Raw genomic sequence first — 20,603 nt, forward strand, 5'->3', positions numbered from 1 at the left:
AGCCCACAGCGCGCGCTCTTCCGCCGCATCGATCACACCGCTGGCGGCCGCGGCGGCGATATCGGGCGCCGAAAAGCCCTGGTGCGAACCGAACAGGCCGAACCGCCCGAACAGGCCGCGCGGCGCGGTGATCAGCTTGAGCTGGGTCTTTGCGCCGAAACGGGTCTTGAGCACGCTGCGCATGTCGCCCAGCGCATCGACAAGGCCGAGCTCCAGTCCTTTCTTGCCGGTCCAGAACAGGCCGGTGAACAGGTCGGGATCGTCCTTGAGCCTTGTGCCGCGCCGGTCCTTGACGAGATCGATGAAGGTCTCGTGCACCTCGAGCTGCAATGCCTTCAGCCGCTCGACATCCTCCTTCTTCTCCGGCTTGAACGGGTCGAGCACCGCCTTGTTCTGGCCGGCGGTGTGGACGCGGCGCTCGACGCCGATCTTCTTCATCAGTTCGGGAAAGCCGAACGAGGCCGACACCACGCCGATCGAGCCGACGATGGAGGAGGGGTCGGCAAAGATCTCGTCGCCGGCGACCGCGATCATGTAGCCGCCGGACGCCGCCACATCCTCGATGAAGACCAGGACCTTTTTGTTCTTCCCGTTCGCCAGGTCGCGGATGCGCCTGAAGATCAGCCGCGACTGCACCGGCGAACCGCCCGGCGAATTGATCGAGATGGCGACCGCCGGCGCGGCGAAGGAGAACGCCTTTTCGATGAGGCCGGCGGTCGAAGCCAGCGACAGGCTCGGCCGGAACTGGCCGCCGCCGGCCATGATGGTGCCGTGCAACCGGATGACCGGAATGACGACGACGTCGGAGCGCCAGGATTTCGGCAGCAGGCGGTTGAGGAAGCGTTTCACGAGGTCTCCGGTCAACAAGTTGAAAGCATGTAGGGATTCGCCGGCCAACCGCAATGCCGCGCCGCCGGCCAGCAGCAATCAATCAATCGCCAAACAGCGACGCCAGTCCATTGTTGATCATCTCGGTCCGCTCCGTTGGGCCGTCTCCCGATTGCGCATGCAGCATCAGCGGCGGCCGGATCGACAGTTTTCCGCGTGCACCAAGTATTGCCCTGACGACGATGCGGATCGCCGCCGCATCGGGGCGCGGGTGGACGGCCAGCATCTCGGCGTCGCCGAAACGGCCCGACATCACGTCCAGAATGGCTCCGAGCTGCTCCGGCCGGGCAATAAGGGCGAGGCCGCCGCGCGGTCTGACCACCGCCGCGGCACTTCGGATCCAGTGGTCGAACAGCCCGTCCTCCATCACATGCGCCGCCTTTCTGAGCGCATCGGGCGTGGCGCGATCCTCGGCGGCGTTGAAAGGCGGGTTCATGATGACGAAATCGAAGGAATTGTCGGCAAGGCCGGCGCCTGCCCGTGCCCGGCCCGACAGGGTGACATCGGCGGCGAGCACCGAGGCGCGGTCGCCGAGATGGGCGTTGCCGGGGTGGGCGAGCGTGGTTGCGGCAAAACCCGCCATTTCAGGCGAGCGTTCGACGAGCACCACCTCGGCCGCCGGACAGCGCGACAGCACCGCAAGGCCCGCGGCACCGGCGCCCGCGCCGAAATCGGCGAGGCGGCCGGTGAAGGCGGACGGTACCGAAGCGGCCAGCATCATCGCGTCCATGCCGGCGCGGTGCCCCGCCTGTTTCGGCTGCACCAGCCAGAAGCGCCCGCGATGGAAGGCATCGACCGTATGGGCCGGCGTGTCGCGGACAAGGGTGGCGTGCGAGACGGACATTATGTCAGGCGGATCTCGTTGGCGATGCCGGCATCCGTCAGGATGCGCCGCGCCGCGTCGGCCTGATCGGCGTCGACCATGATGCGCCGGGGCAGGATGCCGATTGACCCGTCGAGCACGCTCATGTTCTGGTCGGCCTCGAAACAGCCGATGCCGGCGTCGCGCATCAGCGATTCGACAAAGGAAATGATCACGGCATCGTTGGTGCGGATGAGCTCTATCATCGGGCAAGGTTCGCAGTTTGCGGCGTTGATGTAAATGTGGATGGACCCAGGCGCCAGGGCGCCCGCGCCAATTCGCCCCTTGCCGCCCCCGTGGGTAGCGCCCTAGAGTCCCCCTCAAGGGACCAACGTGCCGTCGTGCATATTGAGGTTGGGAGTTTTGTCGTGGGTGTCGTTCTCAACATTGAAAACGGGAAGCGTGAAGTTGCGTCCATCAAGGATCTCATCGATCTGACGGCGGCCGACATGGCAAGGGTCAATGAATTGATCCTGTCGAAGGCCGGTTCCGATGTCGAAATGATCCCGGAGGTCGCCAACCACCTGATCTCGTCCGGCGGCAAGCGGCTGCGGCCGATGCTGACGCTCGCCTCGGCCCAGATGTTCGGCTATTCCGGCGAGGGCCACGTCAAACTCGCCACGTCGGTCGAATTCATGCACACGGCGACACTTCTCCATGACGATGTCGTCGACGAGAGCGGCATGCGGCGCGGCAAGAAGACCGCCCGCATGATCTGGGGCAACCAGGCAAGCGTGCTGGTCGGCGATTTCCTGCTCGGTCAGGCTTTCCGCATGATGGTCGATGTCGGTTCGCTGGAAGCGCTCGACATCCTGTCGAGCGCTGCCTCGATCATCGCCGAGGGCGAAGTGATGCAGCTTGCCGCCGCAAAAAACCTCGAAACCACCGAGGATGAACATTTTGCCGTCATCAAGGCCAAGACCGCGGCCCTGTTCTCGGCCGCCGCCGAGGTCGGGCCCGTCATCGCCCAGGCGACGCGCAACGATCGCGCGGCGCTGCGCTCCTATGGCATGAATCTCGGCCTGGCCTTCCAGCTGATCGACGATGCGCTGGACTATGGCGGCACCAGCAAGGATCTGGGCAAGAATGTCGGCGACGACTTTCGCGAGGGCAAGGTGACGCTGCCGGTGATCCTCGCCTATAGGCGCGGCACCAAGGCCGAACGCACCTTCTGGAAGCGCGCCATCGAGGACAATGTCACCGACGACGCGGGGCTGGAAAAGGCGATCGGCCTGATGACCCGCCACGGGGCGATCGCCGACACGATCGGGCGTGCCCGCCATTTCGGCGAGATCGCCCGCGACGCGCTGGCGCCGCTCGAGGCGACGCCGCAGAAGTCGGCGCTGATCGACGTCATCGATTTCTGCATCAGCCGGGTGAACTGACCAGCGCCCGGTGCGCCGAAGCAACTTTGGCGCGAAAATCCCGCAGCGGCCGTCTCGACAAGCCGTTGCGATGCAAATTATCTATAAAACATGGCAAAGACCGCAGACGACACCATCGCCGTCCGCATCAGCAAGGTGCTGGCGGATCGCATCATCTCCGGCGTCATCGAGCCGGGGGCCCGGCTGCGGCAGGATCACATCGCCGAGGAATTCCAGACCAGCCATGTTCCGGTACGCGAGGCTTTCCGGCGTCTCGAGGCGCAAGGGCTGGCGACCGGCGAGCCGCGCCGCGGCGTGCGCGTCGCATCCTTCGATCTCGGCGAGGTCAGGGAAGTCGCCGAGATGCGGGCCGCCCTCGAAGTGCTGGCGCTGCGCCACGCCGCGCCACATCTGACGGCGGCCATCCTTCATCTCGCCGAGGAGGCGACCAAGGCCGGCGACAAATCCCGCGATGTCCGCTCCTGGGAAGAGGCCAACCGCACCTTTCACCGGCTGATCCTGGCGCCATGCGGCATGCCGCGTCTGCTCGCCACCATCGATGACCTGCACGCCGCAAGCGCCCGCTTCCTGTTCGCCGCCTGGCGATCGGAATGGGAAACCCGCACCGATCAGGATCACCGGGCAATCCTGAGTGCGCTCCGGCAAGGCAACACCGAATCGGCCGCCGCCACGCTTGGCCGGCATGTGCAGTGGATCGGCCAGAAGCCGGTCAAGACGGCGTCCGGCAGGACGCGGGACGCCTTCGCTATCGTTGGCTAAATGCGAGCGAAGGCAGGCGGCCCTCGGCGCAGCGGAGCAGAATGTCAGCCGTAGCGATCCTTCACACCCCCCTCCGGCCTTCTTTCCAAGATTCTGCATCGCAACGCTCGAAAAGCCGAGGCTCTGAAGCTTTTTTGGAGCGAGGGATTGCCATGCCGCCAGAAATATGGATTCGATAATAGATCGAATACAAAAATTATCTATAATTTTAAACCAATCGAGGAAACCATCGTGACCGAGATCGCCTTTTCATCCCGCAAGCCGTCCTTCAGCCCACTTCGCCTGCAGGACCGCTCTCTCGGCTGGCAGGCCGGAGCCGTTGTCCTCGGCACGCTGTTTCTGGCGCTGTCGTCCTATATCGAGGTGCCGATGGTGCCGGTGCCGGTGACCATGCAGACCTTTGCCGTGACGCTGATCGGTGCTCTCTATGGCTGGCGGCTTGGCGCTGTCACCATCGCGGCCTGGCTTGTCGAGGGTGCAGTGGGCTTTCCGGTGCTCGCCGGCGGCGCAGCCGGCGTGCAGCATTTCCTTGGGCCAACCGGCGGCTATCTCTTTGCCTTCCCGCTTACCGGCGCGCTGGTCGGCTGGCTGGCCGAACGCGGCTGGAACGGCAACCGGGTCGTGCTGGCCTTTGCCGCCATGCTGCTTGGCAACCTCGCTTGCCTGGCTCTCGGTACGGCGTGGCTTGCCGTCATGATCGGTCTCGAAAAAGCTATCACTTTCGGCTTTCTGCCGTTTATCGTTGGCGGTTTGCTCAAGTCGGCGCTGGGCGCCGCGACGTTGAAGCTGTTTGCCGGCAACAAGGTGGATCAGATCTCCTGAAAGCGATGACCGTCAGGCTGCGCTCCCATCATCTGCTGTGTCTGCTGACCTATGTCGGCAAGGGCTATAGCGCCGCCTTTACGGCAAACTATGACAAGATCGCGGAGCGTCTTGGCCGGAGTGAGGATATCCTGATCGTCTCCGGCCCCGATGACATCTGCGCGCCGCTGCTCGGCGAGCCGGAGCCGCATTGCCTGCGCGAAAGCGCAGCCGAGCGGGACCGGCTTGCGGCGCGCGACGTTGGAAATTTGCTGGCTCGGCCGATCCAGCCTGGCGCCCGTGTCAGCCTCGACCCCGGAATTTTGGCCGCGATGCGCGAGGCCTTTTCGGCCGGGCACACACGCCAGGCATGCCAGGGCTGCGAATGGGCCGGGCTATGCAGCGCCGTGGCCGCCAGCGGCTATCGCGGCACCCGGCTCTAGAGCATTTTGCAGCCCAAGTGGTTACACTTGGCGTCGCATAAATGCGGCTAAAACAAACAGATAGAGCGGGATGCCCCCGTTCCAATCCAAATGCATCCCGCTGTGACGCATATCGCTCAGCCAGGCCTGCAGCCTACAAAAACGACCGCGCGCTTTTCAGCAGCGCCACGAGTTGGCTTTGGCGGTTGGTTCCGGTCTTTCGGAAGATTCGTTCCAGATAGGACCGAGCCGATTTGACCGCGACGCCGACCTCCATGGCCGCTTCCTGCGTGGAACGGCCCGAAGCAAGCGCGGCGGCCAGCCGGGCTTCCGCCGGCGTCAGGTCGAACAGGGCCGAAAGGATGCTCGGCGACGCAATGGTGGCATCGACGCTTACCGTGGTCGCGGCGACCAGAATTTCGGCGCCCGAAAAAATATCGTGCGCGGCGCGGCGCAACGGCAACAGGTGAACGATCAGCGCGGGTCGCTCCTGCGCGGCCGGAACGGGGATGGATCGCACGACGCGATTATCCCTGTTCTGTACGACGGCCTGCTGGAAAAGCGCGTTTGCCGGTTCGTCGGCAAGCGCCATGCCGCCATGAGCCAGGGACAGGAAGACGTCCGCCATCCCGTCCAGGAGGCTGTTGGCCAACAGCACGAGGCCCGATCCGCCTGTGACGGCGGCCGGCAATCCCATGTCACCGAGGACGGACACGGCCGTGTCTGCCCGTTCCAGACCCAGGCGCTGGGCAATGAGGCCAGCCCGTACCAGATGCGGACGCAGCCCGTTCAACAGATCGATCGTGGCCTGATCGTAACCGCCGTCCTTTAGCCAGCGCTGGAAGAAAAACAGGAGAAGCTCTCCGCTGGGCATCGAAATCGATGTGCATACAGGCGATCCGACGCCGAACGTTCTGGCGCTGGCATGAAGGGGATCGCGCTCGATCTCCTCGCCGGTCATGAAATCGTCGATCCGCACGAAGCTTGCCGGCCGTGCGCTCAACATGCGCTGCACGCTCTGGGAAAGCGTCCAGTTGTCCCTCGCCATGAACGCGTCGAGCAAGGGCAGGAGATGCGCCTCGCCGATGGCGCGAACCGGCGCATGGTCGCTGACCACGAAAATCGCACCGCCCGCCGAGCGCGAGAGCGCGCTGGCCGCTTCCAGCGCATCCGGCCACAGCTCGGCTGCGAACGCCGCTTCGTAGATCCGATCGACAATGGCGAAGGCTTGCTCGTTGCGCGGCATTTCCAGCATCGGCACCTCCTCGGCGTGGCAAGCGCATCCATCCGCACGCACCACGCGTCATTCCGTTGCGGCAGTTCTCGCCCCTTGCTGCTTACGCATCGCTTACGGGAACATCGGAGGAATTGAAGTGAACAACGTCACATTGGAACGTCGCATAGCGATATTCGAAGAGGTGCATTCGCTTGTCGCCATGCTTTCTTAAGCGCATGACCCGATTGTGAATTCGGGCCGGATTGATGCTTGACCCAAAAAAGGCCATGCTTTGCCCGGAAAAGATCGAGTCTACGGTGACCCCGCTGATGCGGGAGCCCCAGGCTGAAAGGGATATGATGCGGCAAGGATGTGCGCGCTGGCTGGCAGGGCTGGCAATTGTGACGGCCATGGCGGTGTCCGATCTGCCGGCCCAGGCCAAACAGACCACCGAACCGGTCAAGATCACATCCTTCTCGGGCGCTTATCTCGCCGCGCGGACCGCCGAAGGCGACAACGATCTCGACAACGCCATCACCTACTACAAGCAGGCGCTCGCCTTCGATCCCAGCAACACCTCGTTGCAGCAAAGCCTGATGCTGTCGCTGATCGCGCAGGGCCGCTTCGACGAATCCCTGGTCTATGCCGACAAGCTCAAGACGGTTCCCGACGTCGAGCGGTTCTCGCGCCTGGCGCTCGCCGTCGATTCCTTCCATAAGAAGGACTTTACCAAGGCCGAATACTGGCTCAAGCTTTCGCTCGAATCCGATCTCGACCGGCTGATCTCGGGCGTCATGACCGGCTGGGCCAAGCAGGGCGCCGGCGACAGCAGCGATGCCTTGGCCTTCGTCGACAAGCTGCAGGGGCCTGACTGGTTCGGCCTGTTCAAATCCTTCCATCGCGCGCTGATCGCCGACGTGTCGGGCCAGACCGAAAAGGCGGATGCGATCTATGCCGCGACCTTGGCTGACACGACGGCCGGCGGTGCCGCGCCCGAAACCTGGCTGCGCAACGCGCAGGCCTATGCCTCTTTCCTCGCCCGTAAGGGCGACAAGGCCAAGGCGCTTTCCGTCCTCGACCAGGCGGAGACGTTTGCGCCCGGCAAGGTTGAGATATCGGCCCTTCGCGACAAGATCACCAAGGGCGAAAAGGTCGAGCCCTTCGTTGCCGGCCCGTCCGACGGCGCCTCGGAAATCCTGCTCGACCTCGCCACCGCGCTCAATCGCGGCGGCGGCGAGCCGTTCGTGCGCCTCTATCTGCAATATGCCCTGGCGCTGAAGCCCGACAGCGACGCGGCCCTCGTCCAGCTCGCCGCCGTCGCCGAGCAATTGAAGGACGGCGAAGGCGCCATCGCCTTGTATCGCCGCATTCCGGCCAGTTCGCCGCTGAAGCAGCTTTCGGACCTGCAACTCGGCCTCAACCTTGCCGATCTCGACCGTCAAGACGAGGCGGTGACCTATCTGAAGGCCCTGGTCGACGCGCATCCCGACGACATGCGCGCCTATCTGGCGCTCGGCGGCGTCTACGCCTCGAAGGAGGATTTCCGCTCCGCGGCCAATGTCTACGACAAGGCGGTGGAGGTGCTGAAGACGCCGACCGGCGCCAACTGGAACATCTTCTACCAGCGCGGCATCGCCTACGAGCGGCTGAAGGAATGGCCGAAGGCCGAGCCGAATTTCCGCAAGGCGCTGGAATTGTTCCCCGACCAACCGCAGGTTCTGAACTATCTCGGCTATTCCTGGGTCGACATGAACATGAACCTCAAGGAAGGCCTTCAGATGATCCAGAAGGCGGTCGATCTCAGGCCAAGCGACGGCTACATCGTCGATTCGCTGGGCTGGGCCTATTACCGCCTTGGCCGGTTCGACGACGCTGTGCGTGAAATGGAGCGAGCCGTGTCGCTGAAGCCGGAGGATCCGGTGCTGAACGATCACCTCGGCGACGCCTACTGGCGCGTCGGCCGCAAGCTGGAAGCCACCTTCCAGTGGAACCAGGCCCGCGACCTGAAGCCGGACCCGGATGTGCTCGCCGCCGTGCTGCGGAAGCTTTTGAAGGGCCTGCCTCCGATCGAATCCAACACGGCGCAGGAAACCCCGAAGGTGAAGCCCGAGCCGGTGCCTGCGCCGAAGGGGTGACCCTTCTTTCCTTCTCCCCTTGTGGGAGCAAGGTGGATCGGCACGCAGCGCCGAGACGGTTGAGGGGTGCTGGCCGGAGCCAAGCTGGAACACCCCTTCATCCGACCGAGCTTCGCTCGGCCACCTTCTCCCACAAGGGGAGAAGGGAACACCTTCAAAGGCCTGACCCCCTCTGCCTTGACGCTTGCTGGCCAGGCATCTAGGAGGTGCCCGCATCCCGCCGCTCCGTCGAGGCCGCCGTGACTGTTGCCGTTCCCGCCCATATGCATCCCAGCCGCTCGTTCCAGGGGCTGATCCTGACCTTGCACAATTACTGGGCGGACTATGGCTGCGTCGTCCTCCAGCCCTACGACATGGAAGTCGGCGCCGGCACCTTTCATCCCGCGACGACGCTGCGCGCGCTCGGGCCCAAGCGCTGGAACGCGGCCTATGTGCAGCCCTCGCGCCGGCCCAAGGATGGACGTTACGGCGAGAATCCGAACCGGCTGCAGCATTATTACCAGTATCAGGTGATCCTGAAGCCGAACCCGCCCAATCTGCAGGAGCTCTATCTCGGCTCGCTCAAGGCGATCGGCGTCGATCCGCTGCTGCACGACATCCGCTTCGTCGAGGACGATTGGGAAAGCCCGACGCTGGGCGCCTGGGGGCTGGGCTGGGAGTGCTGGTGCGACGGCATGGAAGTGTCGCAATTCACCTATTTCCAGCAGGTTTGCGGCATCGAATGCGCGCCGGTGGCGGGCGAGCTCACCTATGGGCTGGAGCGGCTGGCCATGTATGTGCAGGGCGTCGACAATGTCTACGACCTCAATTTCAATGGCCGCGAGGGCGCCGACAAGGTGACCTATGGCGACGTTTTCTTGCAGGCCGAGCAGGAATATTCGCGCCACAATTTCGAATTCGCCGACACGGCGATATTGCTCCGGCACTTTGACGACGCCGAAGCCGAATGCAAGGCGCTGCTTGATGCGGGAGCGCCGGCTCCAGGCGACAATCTGGCGATGCATCGTATGGTATTTCCTGCCTATGACCAGTGCATCAAGGCCAGCCACGTCTTCAACCTGCTTGATGCTCGTGGCGTGATTTCGGTCACCGAGCGCCAGAGCTATATCCTGCGGGTGCGCAATCTGGCGAAAGCCTGCGGCGAGGCGTTTTTGCTGACGCAGGCTGGCGGGCTGGCGGCCTAGCAAACGTCCGCCGCGGTCACAGTGACAGTGCCGACGGGCAACACACCCTGGTTACTCGGGCCGGCCATTGTCCTCAGCGCCTGCCTGACACCCGGCATCGCGAACGTGCCGTGGACCTGCGCCGCAAAGCAGGCGCTGAGCGCCAGGATCTGCAGGAATGTCGATGCCGTTCTCATGGTCGTTCAGCCAATAGCTCTCTGCCTGAGCGTGGGTCGCTCCAGCGCCGCGTTCGGTTCATGGAAATCTTTGACCCAAGGACGGGCGGGCTCGCCTCGGCCCGACAGTCCGTCGAATTTTTTCGGAAATCGCCGGTGGATGGCCCGATGTTGCGCTGAAGGGTGACAGCGGCCAGCCGAGTTGCTATGCCCCGCCCGACCGTTCTCCCGCATGAGCTGCCCCTATGCCCGACCTGCTTCTGGAACTTCGCTCCGAGGAAATCCCCGCCCAGCCGCGCGCCCGCAGCGCCGAAGGCGCGAGGACGCGCAAACAAAAAAACGGCATGCGGGTGGAGAAACTCTGATGCCGGACTTGTTGCTCGAACTTCGCTCCGAGGAAATCCCTGCCCGCATGCAGCGCAAGGCTGCCGGCGATCTCAGGAAGATGCTGACCGACGGTCTGGTCGAGGCGGGCCTGACCTATGAGGCGGCGCGCGAATACTGGACGCCGCGGCGTCTCACGCTCGATATCAGAGGCCTGACCGCGCGCTCGAAGGACATCAACGAGGAGATCAAAGGCCCCTCGACCAAGGCGCCCGAACAGGCTGTCCAGGGTTTCCTGCGCAAGGCCGGTCTTGCCTCGGTCGCCGAGGCGCATGTCCATGCCGACCCGAAGAAGGGCGATTTCTATGTCGCCCATATCTCCAGGCCGGGCAGGGCGGCGGAACAAATCATTGCCGAGCTGGTGCCAGGCATCATCCGCAATTTCCCCTGGCCGAAATCGATGCGTTGGGGGCCGGCCTCAGCGAAGCCGGGATCGTTGCGCTGGGTGCGGCCGCTGCAATCGATCCTATGCACCTTCGGCCCGGAGACCGAGGAGCCGGTGGTGGTCGATTTCGAGATCGACGGCATCCGTTCGGGCAATGTCACCTACGGCCATCGCTTCCTCGCGCCGGGCGAAATCACCGTGCGCCGCTTCGACGACTATGTGAGCAAGCTGGAGGCGGCCAAGGTCGTGCTCGATGCCGACCGGCGCAAGGAGATCATCCTTGCCGATGTCAGGAACCTCGCTTTCGCCAATGGGCTCGACCTGGTCGAGGACGAGGGATTGCTGGAGGAAGTGTCCGGATTGGTCGAATGGCCGGTCGTGCTGATGGGCGAGTTCGAGCAGGATTTCCTGGCGATACCCGCCGAGGTGATCCGGCTGACCATCCGCGCCAACCAGAAGTGTTTCGTGACGCGTCCGCAGGGCGCTGGCGAGGATCTGTCCAACCGCTTCATCCTGACCGCCAATATCGAGGCCAAGGATGGCGGCAAGGAGATCGCACACGGAAACGGCAAGGTGGTGCGCGCGCGTCTCTCCGACGCGCTCTATTTCTGGAAGACGGACCAGGGAGATTTGCCTGATCTCGATCAGCTCAAGGCGTCGGCCGAAAAATTCGGGCTCGATCTCGAGAAACCGCTCGACCAGCGCATGGCCCGCCTCGACCATCTCGGCGTGACATTCCATGCCAAGCTCGGCACGCAGGGCGAGCGGGTGGAGCGCATCAAGCGGCTGGCGGAAGAACTGGCGCCGATCGTTGGCGCCGATCCCGCGCTCGCACGCCGTGCCGCCATCCTGGCCAAGGCCGACCTCACCACCGAAGTGGTCGGTGAATTTCCGGAGCTGCAGGGCGCGATGGGCAGGAAATACGCCTTGCTGCAAGGCGAGCATCCGTCCGTCGCCGCCGCGATTGAGGAACACTACAAGCCACAGGGTCCGTCCGACCGCGTGCCCACCGATCCGGTGTCGGTCGCCGTCGCTCTGGCCGACAAGCTGGATACGCTGGTGGGGTTTTGGGCGATCGACGAAAAGCCGACGGGGTCGAAAGACCCCTATGCGCTGAGGCGGGCGGCGCTGGGAGTGGTTAGGCTGGTGCTGGAAAACAGGATTAGACTGGGGCTTAACACCATCCTTGTAACGAGGGCAGGCGAACTCATTTCAGCGCTGATCTCGCAGAGGAACTTCGACTGGGAAACGGAAAAGCGGTGGTTTGAAGGCAGCGATATCGACCCGAAGATGACCTTCGCCAAGGAACTTCTAGCGAAAGAGGCTCGCGAGTTTCCGCTCGAGATGTCAGCGCTAAAGAAGATAGGCGCCGATCTCCTCACCTTCTTCCACGACCGCCTGAAGGTCTATCTGCGCGACAAGGGCGCACGTCATGATTTGATCGATGCTGTGTTGGCGGCCGGTTCGCGCCCAATCTCCCCCCTTGCGGGGGAGATGTCGGCGAAGCCGACAGAGGGGGGTGCTGTCCCGCCGACATCTCGGCGCGAGGCACCCCCCTCTGCCCTGCCAGGCATCTCCCCCGCAAGGGGGGAGATTGGCCAATCGCAATCCGACGACCTCCTGCAAATCGTCCGCCGTGTCGAAGCACTCGGCTCCTTCCTCGACACCGAGGATGGCAAGAACCTGCTTGCCGGCACCAAACGTGCGGCAAACATCCTGGCCGCCGAGGAGAAGAAGAAAACGGCGATCGCCGACCATGTCGAGCCGGCGCTGTTTCGCGAGAATGCCGAGAAATCGCTGTTTGCGGCGGTGAATCAGGCTGAGAGGCAAGCCGGCGAAGCGATTCGAAACGAAGACTTTTCCGCCGCCATGCTGGCGCTTAGCGTGTTGCGCGAGCCGGTTGATTCATTCTTTGAGCAAGTGCTCGTAAATGACGAGGATCAGGCCGTCCGCGCCAATCGCCTGGCGTTGCTCGCCCGCATCCGGACTGCCACCGATCAGGTCGCGGATTTCTCCAGGATCGCGGGCTGAAAGCATGATCCCGAAAAGTGGATACCAGTTTTCGGACAAGGATCATGTTCAAACAAAAATAGCGGAAAAAATCTTGCTGGCCGGCCATTCGAGCCGGCTTACAGTCATATGACGATGATCTCTCCGTGGCAAAAAGGACATGTTCCCCAACCCCACGGAGGCTTCCATGAATTCCGCTCACGAAATCGAAGTGACAGAAGAAACCCCGGCCCCCGCCGAGGCGCTTGAATCCGCTGCCGAAACCACCGTCGACCAGACCGCCGCTGCCGAGGTCGAGGCCGCCGTCCTGTCTGATGACGAGCAGGAAGGCGACGACGAAGACAGCGAAGAATCGGAAGAGGAAGGCGACGAAGACGAAGAAGCCGCTACCCTCTCGGACGATGATGAGGACGAAGACGACGATGACAAGGAAGACGACGACAGCGTGAAGGCCGAAGCCGACGACGCTGACGAAGAAGATGACGACGAAGACGAAGAAGAAGAAGAAGAATCCGACGAGGCCTCCACCGACGAGGCGAGCAAGGAAGTCGCTGCCTGAGATTTTTCAGGCGCCGGAATTCATTGGAGCGGGATGCGTGCATCCCGCTCCATTCATTTGTTCTGGTCGCATTCGTGCGGTGCCAGGTGATTCCACCTGGCTGCAAAATGCTCCCGTGTTTTTACGGCGAAGGGTTTTGAGCTAAGCTGGCGCATCCCTGCCGCGCTGGAGAAGCACCCTTATGGCCGAACGCCCGAGTGGAGGAGAAAGCAACGGCATCGCCGCAGGCAGTTTTGCCGACGACGATCCGCGTCTTGCGTTTATCTATCAGGAGGCGGTGCGAGGTCTCACGCAGCAGCAGAACCTCGTGGAGAACATGAGCACCCGCGCCGGCAGCCTTATCTTTGCCACCGCATTTGCCAACTCGTTGCTCGGCGGCGCGGCCCTTGCCAACGGGCTCGGACTTTGGGACTGGATCGCGGTGGCGCTGCTGTTCGCCATCGGTGGGCTGATCGTCTTCATGCTTTGGCCCTACCACCAATACACATTCCGCTTCGACCCCGAAGAACTGCTCCATCAATATGTCGATGGCGACAGGCCGGCAACGATGTCGGCCATGCGCCGCGCGCTTGCCCTTCGCATCAAGGCGGACATGGCCAGCAACTGGCGAATTATCCAGCGGCTCCGCGTGGCGTTGCAGATTGCGCTGTTCTTTCTGCTGTTCGATATCCTGGCCTGGCTCTTGGCGATTGCGGGCGTTTGAGCCAAAGCGCTTCGAACTCTATCTGGCCTGGTCGGTCTCGGGGATGGGTGTCGGTTGCGGCGTCGCGGGCGGGCTATTCGCCGCTTCTGTCTTGTTGCCGGATGCTGCTTGAGGTGCTGCGGCGGCGGTGACCGGTGCTGGAATAGAAAAGTCGCCACCGACAATACCGCCGCGAATGATCATCGGGCCTGGCATGAAACCGCGCTTGTGCCCGGGCTGGTTCGGGATCGCCGCGACCTTTTCATAGGTGACGTCGGGCTCAGCGGCGCCGAGCGCCACGATCGATGGCATCGAGGGAGCAGCTTTGGTGCTCTCGGCCATCGTCACCGTCTCGGGCGCGCCGAGCTTGACGACGGATGGCGTCGAAGACGGTGCGCCGAGAATGATGATGGACGAAGCTTGCGCTTCGCCCGCCGCCAGGACGAAACCAAGCGCTCCAAGAATGCGCAACGAAACCATGACAATTCCTCTTGCCCAAGAAGCCGGCACCATACTGTGCGGTGATTGATGCGGGCTTGCGGGGAAACATCGCATTTTAGCGGTTGAGGATTCGCTCATGCCCGGACTTGCCCCACGGCCGCCGCCGTACTACGCAGCCGGCATCTGTGAGGTAACGACCGTGGTTGAAATACGCGCCGTCGGCGATGCGATGGAAATGGCGCTGGCGCTGCTCGAAAGCGGCGACGTCGTCGCCATTCCGACGGAAACCGTCTACGGGCTGGCCGCGGACGCGACCAATGGCGTCGGCGTGGCGCGCATCTTCGAGGCCAAGGGCCGGCCGCGCTTCAACCCGCTGATCGCCCATGTCGCCGACCTGGTGATGGCCGAGCGCATCGCTCTGTTCGACCCGCTGTCGAAACGGCTGGCGCAGGCATTCTGGCCGGGGCCGCTGACGCTGGTGCTGCCGCAACGCCCCGGCAACGGCATTCATCCGCTGGTCACCGCGGGGCTCGACACGATCGCGCTGCGCATGCCCCGGGGTTTTGGCGGCGAACTGATCGCCAGGCTCGGCCGCCCGCTTGCGGCGCCCAGCGCCAATTCCTCGGGCAGGATCAGCGCCACGACGGCTGAAGCCGTGGCAGCCGATCTCGGCCCCAAAATCAAACTGGTGGTCGATGGCGGGGCGACGCCGGTCGGGCTGGAATCGACGATCGTCAAGGTCGAGGGCACAAAGCTGCGGCTGCTGAGGCCGGGCGGCATTGCCGCCGGCGACATAGAGGCAGCCGCCGGCATGGCGCTGCTGCGCGGCGCTGAAGGCATCGAGGCGCCAGGCATGCTCGCCTCGCATTACGCGCCTGGCGCCGCGGTGCGGGTCAACGCGGACAAGATTGCCAAGGGCGAGGCTCTGCTGGCTTTTGGCGGCCACCGTGCCGAAGGCTGGCAGGGTGCTGCCGCCCTGCGCAACCTGTCGGCAACAGGCGATCTGCGCGAAGCGGCGAGCAACCTCTTCGCCCATATGCAGGATCTCGACCGCAGCGGCGCCAGAACCATCGCCGTCGAGCCGATCCCGTCCGACGGGCTGGGCGAAGCGATCAACGACCGGCTGTCGCGCGCCGCCGCCCCTCGTGACAAGATCCTGTGACAAGATTGATTGAGGTTTCCAGCCATGAACGACATATCCCGGGATCTCGACCCCACTCTCATCGACCGCTTCGCGACAATCGTCGGCGACAGATACGCGCTTCGCGACCAGCAGGATATCGCGCCTTATCTCACCGAACGGCGCGGCCTGTGGCATGGCAGGACGGCGCTGGTGCTGAGGCCCGGCAGCGTCGAAGAAGTCAGCCGCATCATGCAACTGGCGAGCGAGACCGGCACGCCGATTGTGCCGCAAAGCGGCAACACCGGGCTGGTCGGCGGCCAGATGCCGGACAGGTCCGGCCGCGAGGTCGTGCTGTCGCTGTCCAGGCTGAACCGCATCCGTGAGATCGACGTCTTGTCCAACACGGTCACCGTCGAGGCCGGCGTCATCCTCCAGACCTTGCAGGAAGCGGCCGATGCCGCCGACCGGCTATTCCCGCTGTCGCTCGCCGCGCAGGGCTCCTGCCAGATCGGCGGCAATCTCTCCTCCAATGCCGGCGGCACCGGCGTGCTTGCCTATGGCAATGCGCGCGAGCTCTGCCTCGGCGTCGAGGTGGTGCTGCCGACGGGCGAAGTGTTCGACGATCTGCGCAAGCTGAAGAAGGACAACACCGGCTACGATCTGAAGAACCTGTTCGTCGGCGCGGAGGGCACGCTCGGCGTCATCACCGCCGCCGTGCTCAAGCTTTTCCCGAAGCCCAAGGGGCGCGAGGTGGCCTTTGTCGGAATGTCCTCGCCCGAGGCGGCGCTCTCCCTGTTCAGCCTGGCGATGGACCGCGCCGGCGCCGCACTCACCGCCTTCGAGCTGATTGGCCAGAGGCCATACGACTTCACGCTTGCCCACGCAGGCGTGGTGCGGCCGCTGGCCGAGGATTGGCCGTGGTATGTGCTAATGCAGATATCGTCGGGCCGCTCGGCCGAGGATGCACGAGCGCTGATCGAGGAGGTGCTTTCGGAAGGCCTCGAGCAGGAGATCATCGGTGATGCGGCGATTGCGGCAAGCATCGCTCAGGGCGACGCCTTCTGGAGTTTCCGCGAGGTGCTGCCCGACCAGCAGAAGCCGGAGGGCGCCTCGATCAAGCACGACATCTCGGTGCCGGTGGCCTCGATCCCGTCCTTCATCGAAAAGGCGGCTGGCGCCGTGCAGTCCGTCAGCCCGGGTGCCCGCGTGGTCTGCTTCGGCCATATGGGCGACGGCAACCTCCACTACAATATTTCCCGGCCAGTGGATGGCGACGACGTGGCGTTTCTCGGCCTCTACCACGCCATGAACCAGGCCGTGCACGATGTCGTGCGCAGCTTTCACGGCTCGATCTCGGCCGAGCACGGCATCGGCCAGCTGAAGCGCGACGAACTGATAGCCACGGCGCCGCCGATGGCGATCGAGTTGATGCGCAAGGTGAAGGCGGCCTTCGACCCGGCCGGCATCATGAACCCCGGTAAGGTTATCTGATCCTTTCCTCGGCGCGGGTCCGGTGGCATTCCGATAACCATCGCCTGAGATCAGCAAAATTTAACTGACTTTCTTAAGCGCCGCGGTAAGAAGCGCGCGCTAATGTTTCTCCACAACGAGGCTGGACAAACCGGCCCGGAGAGAACCGCAAGCCGGCTCTCAGGAGAGACAGGAAAGGCAATCAATGAACACCGGACTGAAGCCAGTCTGGGCCGGGTGCAACATGCGCCTCGACCCATTCCGCCTGCCGCAGATGGCAAGCTACGCCACCCGCGACGACTATGGCGACGTTACCTTCACCATCGACCAGCGTGGCGCCGTCATTCGCCGCACGCTGGAGATGAGCGGCGTGCCGGCGATCATCGCTCTGCCCGCCAACGCGTTTCGCGGCGTGGCCGCCCGCGCGATGGAGGATCCGGATGGCAATGTCACGGTGACCCTGGAACTGCTGCACAATGATCCCATGCTGTCGGTGCCGCTGCTGGTGGCCGACGATCTCGACGATGTCGCCGCCGACTGGCGCGCCTGGGCCGACGCCTACCGCCTGCCGATGCTGTTGATCGAGGCCGACGGCGTAGCCCGCACGCTGGAGGAATCGCTCGGCGCCGCGATCAAGACGTTGCCGGCGCAGGATCGCCGCAAGGGCCGCGTTTCGACCACGCGCCGCCCGCGCTTCCTCGCCCGCCGCAGGGCCGGCGACCTCGGCCTCAGGCTGGTCATCGGCGGCGAGGAAATCATCTCGCGCGACGAATAGTGGTGAGCGCTCTCCCCAGTCCAAACAAAGGGGAGAAGGGAACAGGCCCTAAATCAGCGGCTTTAGCGCCACCCATACCGCGCCGCCGATCAGGCCGAGAAAGATCAGCCAGCCGACCTGGTTGTTCGACCTGAACAGCTTGAGGCACTGGTCCGGATCGTCGATGTCCAGCCTTGCAATCTGCCGCGCCATATGGGCTCCGGCGGCGATCAGCCCGGCCAGCGCCGGCACCGGCGCCTGCGCCGAGGCGAAGGCGATGGCGAAGCAGACCAGCGCACCGCCATAAAGCCCGACGAGCCAGGTCTTGGTGTTGTCGCCGAACAGGCGCGCGGTCGAACGCACGCCGGCGATGGCGTCGTCCTCCTTGTCCTGATGCGCATAGATCGTGTCGTAGCCGATCACCCACAGGATCGAGCCGATATAGAGCATGATGGCGGGGCCATCGAGATCGCCGAACTCGACCGCCCAGCCCATCAGCGCGCCCCAGGAAAAGGCAAGGCCGAGAACCAGTTGCGGCCAATTGGTTACCCGCTTCATGAATGGATAGACGGCGACGATGACGAGCGAGACGATGCCGAGCGGGATGGCGAAGTCGTTGAACTGCACGAGCACCGCGAGGCCGACCAGCGCCTGGATGACCAAGAACACCCAGGCCTGCCGGCGCGTGACCTTTCCCGCCGGCAGCGGCCGCGAACGCGTGCGCTCCACCTGGTTGTCGATATCCTGGTCGACAAGGTCGTTGTAGGTGCAGCCGGCGCCGCGCATGGCGATGGCGCCGATCAGGAACAAAAGCAGATACCATGGCGCCGGCAGCAGCGTCAGCAGCGGATCCGATGGGCGGGGATAGGCGCTTGCGGCAAGGGCTGCCGACCACCAGCATGGCCACAGCAGCAACTGCCAGCCGAACCGGTCCCATCGGGCAAGCTGCGCATAGGGCCAGATCCAGCGTGGCAGCACCCGATAGACCCAGTGGCCGCTCGGCGCATCGGCAACACGGCCCTGGGTCGCTTTCGATTGGATGGTTTCCATGATGCTGAAGTGGCAGCAGCGGCGAAAGCCGTCAAGACCGATATCATGAGGTGAAGATTTCGTGGGCGGAGAACCACGCCTTCGCCACGTCGATGAAAGCCAGCGCCGCATTCGACAGCCGCTGACGCGTATCATGGGCGAGAATGATACGCTGCATGGGAAGGGGATCGGAAAGCGGCTTGCAGATCAGCGGCAGGCCGTCATAGCTCAAGTCGCCATGCGGCCTGGTGTAGCTGACCGCGACGCCGAAGCCATTGGCCACCATGCTGCGCTGGAGTTCGAACGAACTCGTCGTGGATTGGGCCACCGGCGAAAGGCCGCGGCTCAGGAAAAGGTCGAGCATATGCTGCCAACTGTGCGGCTGATCCGTGGTGATCAGTGGGTAGGCCGCAATGTCGGCCAGGCTCACCGCCGGAAGGCTTGCCAGCGCGTGACCGGCGGGCAGAAGCACATGCGGCCGCAGTTCATGCAGCAAAATACGCGCGAAATGGGCCGGCAGGCCGAGATCGTAGGTCAGGCCGAGATCGATGGCGCTGTCGCTGAGCCGCCGTCCCAGCGTATCGAACGTCTCATCGCGAATGACGATCTCGACGGCTGGACAGCGCTGGGAGAACGCACGGATGAGGGCCGGTGCGAAATAGGGCGCCAGATCCTCGAAACATCCCAGCACCAGTTCGCCGCTGACAGCCGCCTGGCGGGTTCCCAGTTCGGCAAGCTCGTCGGCTTCGACCAGAACCTGTTTCGCCTTCGCCACGGCGACGCGGCCGAACGATGTCAGCGCAATGCCGCTTCCCCGTTGGCGGACAAACAATTTCTGGCCGAAATTCTTCTCGACCGTGTCGATGGCCACGGAAATCGACGGCTGCGAGACGTTCAACGCCCGGGCGGCTGATGTGACGCTGCCATGTCGCGCCACGGCGACCAGGTAGCGCAACTGCGTGAGAGTCATGTTCATAGGATGGTTCTATATGAGGTATGGAAAGTTATTATTTTACCTGATGTTCGGCGGTTGCGATAGTTCGCCACCCCGTAGGAGAACCCGATGGCTTCCCAGCATCAGATCGACGCCGAAACCGTAGAAGACTACCAGCGCGATGGCGCCGTCTGCATCCGCGGCGCCTTCAAGGATTGGGTCGACACGATCGCCGCCGGGATCGAGCGCAACATCCGGAACCGCAGCGCTACCGCATCTGACATCGCCAATGGCCGCGGCAGTTTCTTCGACGATTACTGCAACTGGGAGCGCATTCCCGAATTCGCCAGAGTGGTGCGGGAATCACCCGCAGCCGAGCTGGCGGCGGCGGTGATGCAGTCGCGCACCGCCCAGTTCTTCCACGATCACGTTCTGGTCAAGGAGCCGGGTACGCAGAAGCCGACGCCCTGGCACCAGGACATCCCCTATTACTTCGTCGACGGGCGGCAGACTGTCAGCTTCTGGTTACCGATCGATCCGGTCAAGGAAGCCACGTTGCGCGTCATCGCCGGCTCGCACAAATGGGACAGGATGATCCTGCCGGTGCGCTGGCTCGACGACAGCAATTTCTACGCCGGCGAGGGCGATTATCTCCCGGTGCCCGATCCCGACCAGGATCCCGGCATGAAGGTTCTCGAATGGGAAATGCAACCGGGCGACGCCATCCTGTTCGACTTCAGGACCGCGCATGGCGCCCGCGGCAACATGACTTCGGCACGGCGCCGCGCGCTGTCGCTGCGCTGGGTCGGCGACGATGCGCGCTATGTCGAACGGCCCGGCCGCACCTCTCCTCCTTACCCGGGCCACGACATGAAGCCGGGACAGAAGCTGCGCGAGGATTGGTTCCCGGTCGTCTTTCGCAGCTGATCGCGGGGCGATCACCGGGAATTGATGTCTGACGCTCCCGTGTGCAACTGCGCTCAACCTGCCCAAATGTCTTGACCCGTCGTGCGAGGCGCAATAGC

The 20,603-nt window shown here is 63.8% G+C and carries 21 protein-coding genes; 13 read left to right on the forward strand and 8 right to left on the reverse strand.

Annotation, left to right across the window (positions count from 1 at the left end; genetic code table 11):
• The 3 genes from MESS2_RS02905 to MESS2_RS02915 all read right to left on the reverse strand — a co-directional run.
• Positions 1-849 (reverse strand): S49 family peptidase (locus tag MESS2_RS02905; protein WP_040591969.1); only part of this gene is annotated, 849 nt, incomplete at its 3' end.
• Between the two features lie 82 nt (positions 850-931).
• Positions 932-1,732 (reverse strand): tRNA1(Val) (adenine(37)-N6)-methyltransferase, encoded by an 801-nt coding sequence (locus MESS2_RS02910; protein WP_008872569.1) that lies wholly within the window; start codon positions 1,730-1,732, stop codon positions 932-934.
• Complete coding sequence (locus MESS2_RS02915) at positions 1,732-1,956, reverse strand: putative signal transducing protein (RefSeq protein ID WP_008872570.1); 225 nt, start codon at positions 1,954-1,956, stop codon at positions 1,732-1,734. The genes MESS2_RS02910 and MESS2_RS02915 overlap by 1 nt, the downstream gene beginning before the upstream one ends.
• 162 nt (positions 1,957-2,118) lie before the next feature.
• Here MESS2_RS02915 and MESS2_RS02920 point away from each other — a divergent pair, with 162 nt between their 5' ends.
• The 4 genes from MESS2_RS02920 to MESS2_RS02935 all read left to right on the forward strand — a co-directional run bounded on the left by MESS2_RS02920 (position 2,119) and on the right by MESS2_RS02935 (position 5,138).
• On the forward strand, positions 2,119-3,135 hold the full coding sequence (locus MESS2_RS02920) for a polyprenyl synthetase family protein (protein ID WP_008872571.1): 1,017 nt from the start codon (positions 2,119-2,121) through the stop codon (positions 3,133-3,135).
• Between the two features lie 90 nt (positions 3,136-3,225).
• A complete protein-coding gene (locus MESS2_RS02925; protein ID WP_008872572.1) occupies positions 3,226-3,894 on the forward strand; it encodes a GntR family transcriptional regulator in 669 nt (222 codons plus the stop codon).
• A gap of 231 nt (positions 3,895-4,125) precedes the next feature.
• The gene (locus MESS2_RS02930) at positions 4,126-4,716 is read left to right on the forward strand and encodes a biotin transporter BioY (RefSeq protein ID WP_008872573.1); all 591 of its coding nucleotides are present in this window, start codon (positions 4,126-4,128) and stop codon (positions 4,714-4,716) included.
• Positions 4,717-4,721: 5 nt separating this feature from the next.
• Positions 4,722-5,138, forward strand: a complete 417-nt coding sequence (locus tag MESS2_RS02935) for a DUF1284 domain-containing protein (protein WP_008872574.1) — start codon at positions 4,722-4,724, stop codon at positions 5,136-5,138.
• 133 nt (positions 5,139-5,271) lie between these two features.
• Here the strand turns inward: MESS2_RS02935 and MESS2_RS02940 are convergent, their stop codons facing one another.
• Entirely contained in the window at positions 5,272-6,372 is a 1,101-nt protein-coding gene (locus MESS2_RS02940) for a helix-turn-helix transcriptional regulator (protein WP_008872576.1), read from the reverse strand.
• A gap of 320 nt (positions 6,373-6,692) precedes the next feature.
• On the opposite strand from MESS2_RS02940, the gene MESS2_RS02945 reads away from it, so the two are divergent.
• The gene (locus MESS2_RS02945) at positions 6,693-8,468 is read left to right on the forward strand and encodes a tetratricopeptide repeat protein (protein WP_040591971.1); all 1,776 of its coding nucleotides are present in this window, start codon (positions 6,693-6,695) and stop codon (positions 8,466-8,468) included.
• 239 nt (positions 8,469-8,707) lie between these two features.
• Positions 8,708-9,652: a glycine--tRNA ligase subunit alpha gene (locus MESS2_RS02950; protein WP_083918340.1), complete on the forward strand. Its 945-nt coding sequence runs from the start codon at positions 8,708-8,710 to the stop codon at positions 9,650-9,652.
• Here the strand turns inward: MESS2_RS02950 and MESS2_RS02955 are convergent.
• Entirely contained in the window at positions 9,649-9,828 is a 180-nt protein-coding gene (locus MESS2_RS02955; RefSeq protein ID WP_040591947.1) for a hypothetical protein, read from the reverse strand. The genes MESS2_RS02950 and MESS2_RS02955 overlap by 4 nt on opposite strands.
• A gap of 343 nt (positions 9,829-10,171) precedes the next feature.
• Here MESS2_RS02955 and glyS point away from each other — a divergent pair, with 343 nt between their 5' ends.
• The 3 genes from glyS to MESS2_RS02970 all read left to right on the forward strand — a co-directional run bounded on the left by glyS (position 10,172) and on the right by MESS2_RS02970 (position 13,848).
• The gene (glyS, locus tag MESS2_RS02960; protein WP_008872579.1) at positions 10,172-12,607 is read left to right on the forward strand and encodes a glycine--tRNA ligase subunit beta; all 2,436 of its coding nucleotides are present in this window, start codon (positions 10,172-10,174) and stop codon (positions 12,605-12,607) included.
• A gap of 166 nt (positions 12,608-12,773) precedes the next feature.
• A complete protein-coding gene (locus MESS2_RS02965) occupies positions 12,774-13,145 on the forward strand; it encodes a hypothetical protein (RefSeq protein WP_008872580.1) in 372 nt (123 codons plus the stop codon).
• Between the two features lie 181 nt (positions 13,146-13,326).
• Positions 13,327-13,848 (forward strand): hypothetical protein, encoded by a 522-nt coding sequence (locus MESS2_RS02970; RefSeq protein ID WP_008872581.1) that lies wholly within the window; start codon positions 13,327-13,329, stop codon positions 13,846-13,848.
• Positions 13,849-13,866: 18 nt separating this feature from the next.
• On the opposite strand, the gene MESS2_RS02975 is transcribed toward MESS2_RS02970, so the two are convergent.
• Positions 13,867-14,307: a hypothetical protein gene (locus MESS2_RS02975; protein WP_008872582.1), complete on the reverse strand. Its 441-nt coding sequence runs from the start codon at positions 14,305-14,307 to the stop codon at positions 13,867-13,869.
• Between the two features lie 97 nt (positions 14,308-14,404).
• Here MESS2_RS02975 and MESS2_RS02980 point away from each other — a divergent pair, with 97 nt between their 5' ends.
• The 3 genes from MESS2_RS02980 to MESS2_RS02990 all read left to right on the forward strand — a co-directional run bounded on the left by MESS2_RS02980 (position 14,405) and on the right by MESS2_RS02990 (position 17,636).
• The gene (locus tag MESS2_RS02980) at positions 14,405-15,430 is read left to right on the forward strand and encodes an L-threonylcarbamoyladenylate synthase (RefSeq protein WP_008872583.1); all 1,026 of its coding nucleotides are present in this window, start codon (positions 14,405-14,407) and stop codon (positions 15,428-15,430) included.
• 24 nt (positions 15,431-15,454) lie between these two features.
• The gene (locus MESS2_RS02985; protein ID WP_008872584.1) at positions 15,455-16,882 is read left to right on the forward strand and encodes an FAD-binding oxidoreductase; all 1,428 of its coding nucleotides are present in this window, start codon (positions 15,455-15,457) and stop codon (positions 16,880-16,882) included.
• A 184-nt stretch (positions 16,883-17,066) separates the two neighbouring features.
• On the forward strand, positions 17,067-17,636 hold the full coding sequence (locus tag MESS2_RS02990; RefSeq protein WP_008872585.1) for a DUF6101 family protein: 570 nt from the start codon (positions 17,067-17,069) through the stop codon (positions 17,634-17,636).
• Between the two features lie 48 nt (positions 17,637-17,684).
• On the opposite strand, the gene ubiA is transcribed toward MESS2_RS02990, so the two are convergent.
• Complete coding sequence (gene ubiA / locus MESS2_RS02995) at positions 17,685-18,665, reverse strand: 4-hydroxybenzoate octaprenyltransferase (protein WP_008872586.1); 981 nt, start codon at positions 18,663-18,665, stop codon at positions 17,685-17,687.
• Positions 18,666-18,708: 43 nt separating this feature from the next.
• Entirely contained in the window at positions 18,709-19,620 is a 912-nt protein-coding gene (locus tag MESS2_RS03000; protein ID WP_008872587.1) for a LysR family transcriptional regulator, read from the reverse strand.
• A gap of 87 nt (positions 19,621-19,707) precedes the next feature.
• Here MESS2_RS03000 and MESS2_RS03005 point away from each other — a divergent pair, with 87 nt between their 5' ends.
• A complete protein-coding gene (locus MESS2_RS03005) occupies positions 19,708-20,505 on the forward strand; it encodes a phytanoyl-CoA dioxygenase family protein (RefSeq protein WP_008872588.1) in 798 nt (265 codons plus the stop codon).
• Positions 20,506-20,603: the final 98 nt, after the last annotated feature.

Origin of the sequence: Mesorhizobium metallidurans STM 2683, assembly GCF_000350085.1 — a bacterium.
Classification (GTDB): Bacteria; Pseudomonadota; Alphaproteobacteria; order Rhizobiales; family Rhizobiaceae; genus Mesorhizobium; species Mesorhizobium metallidurans.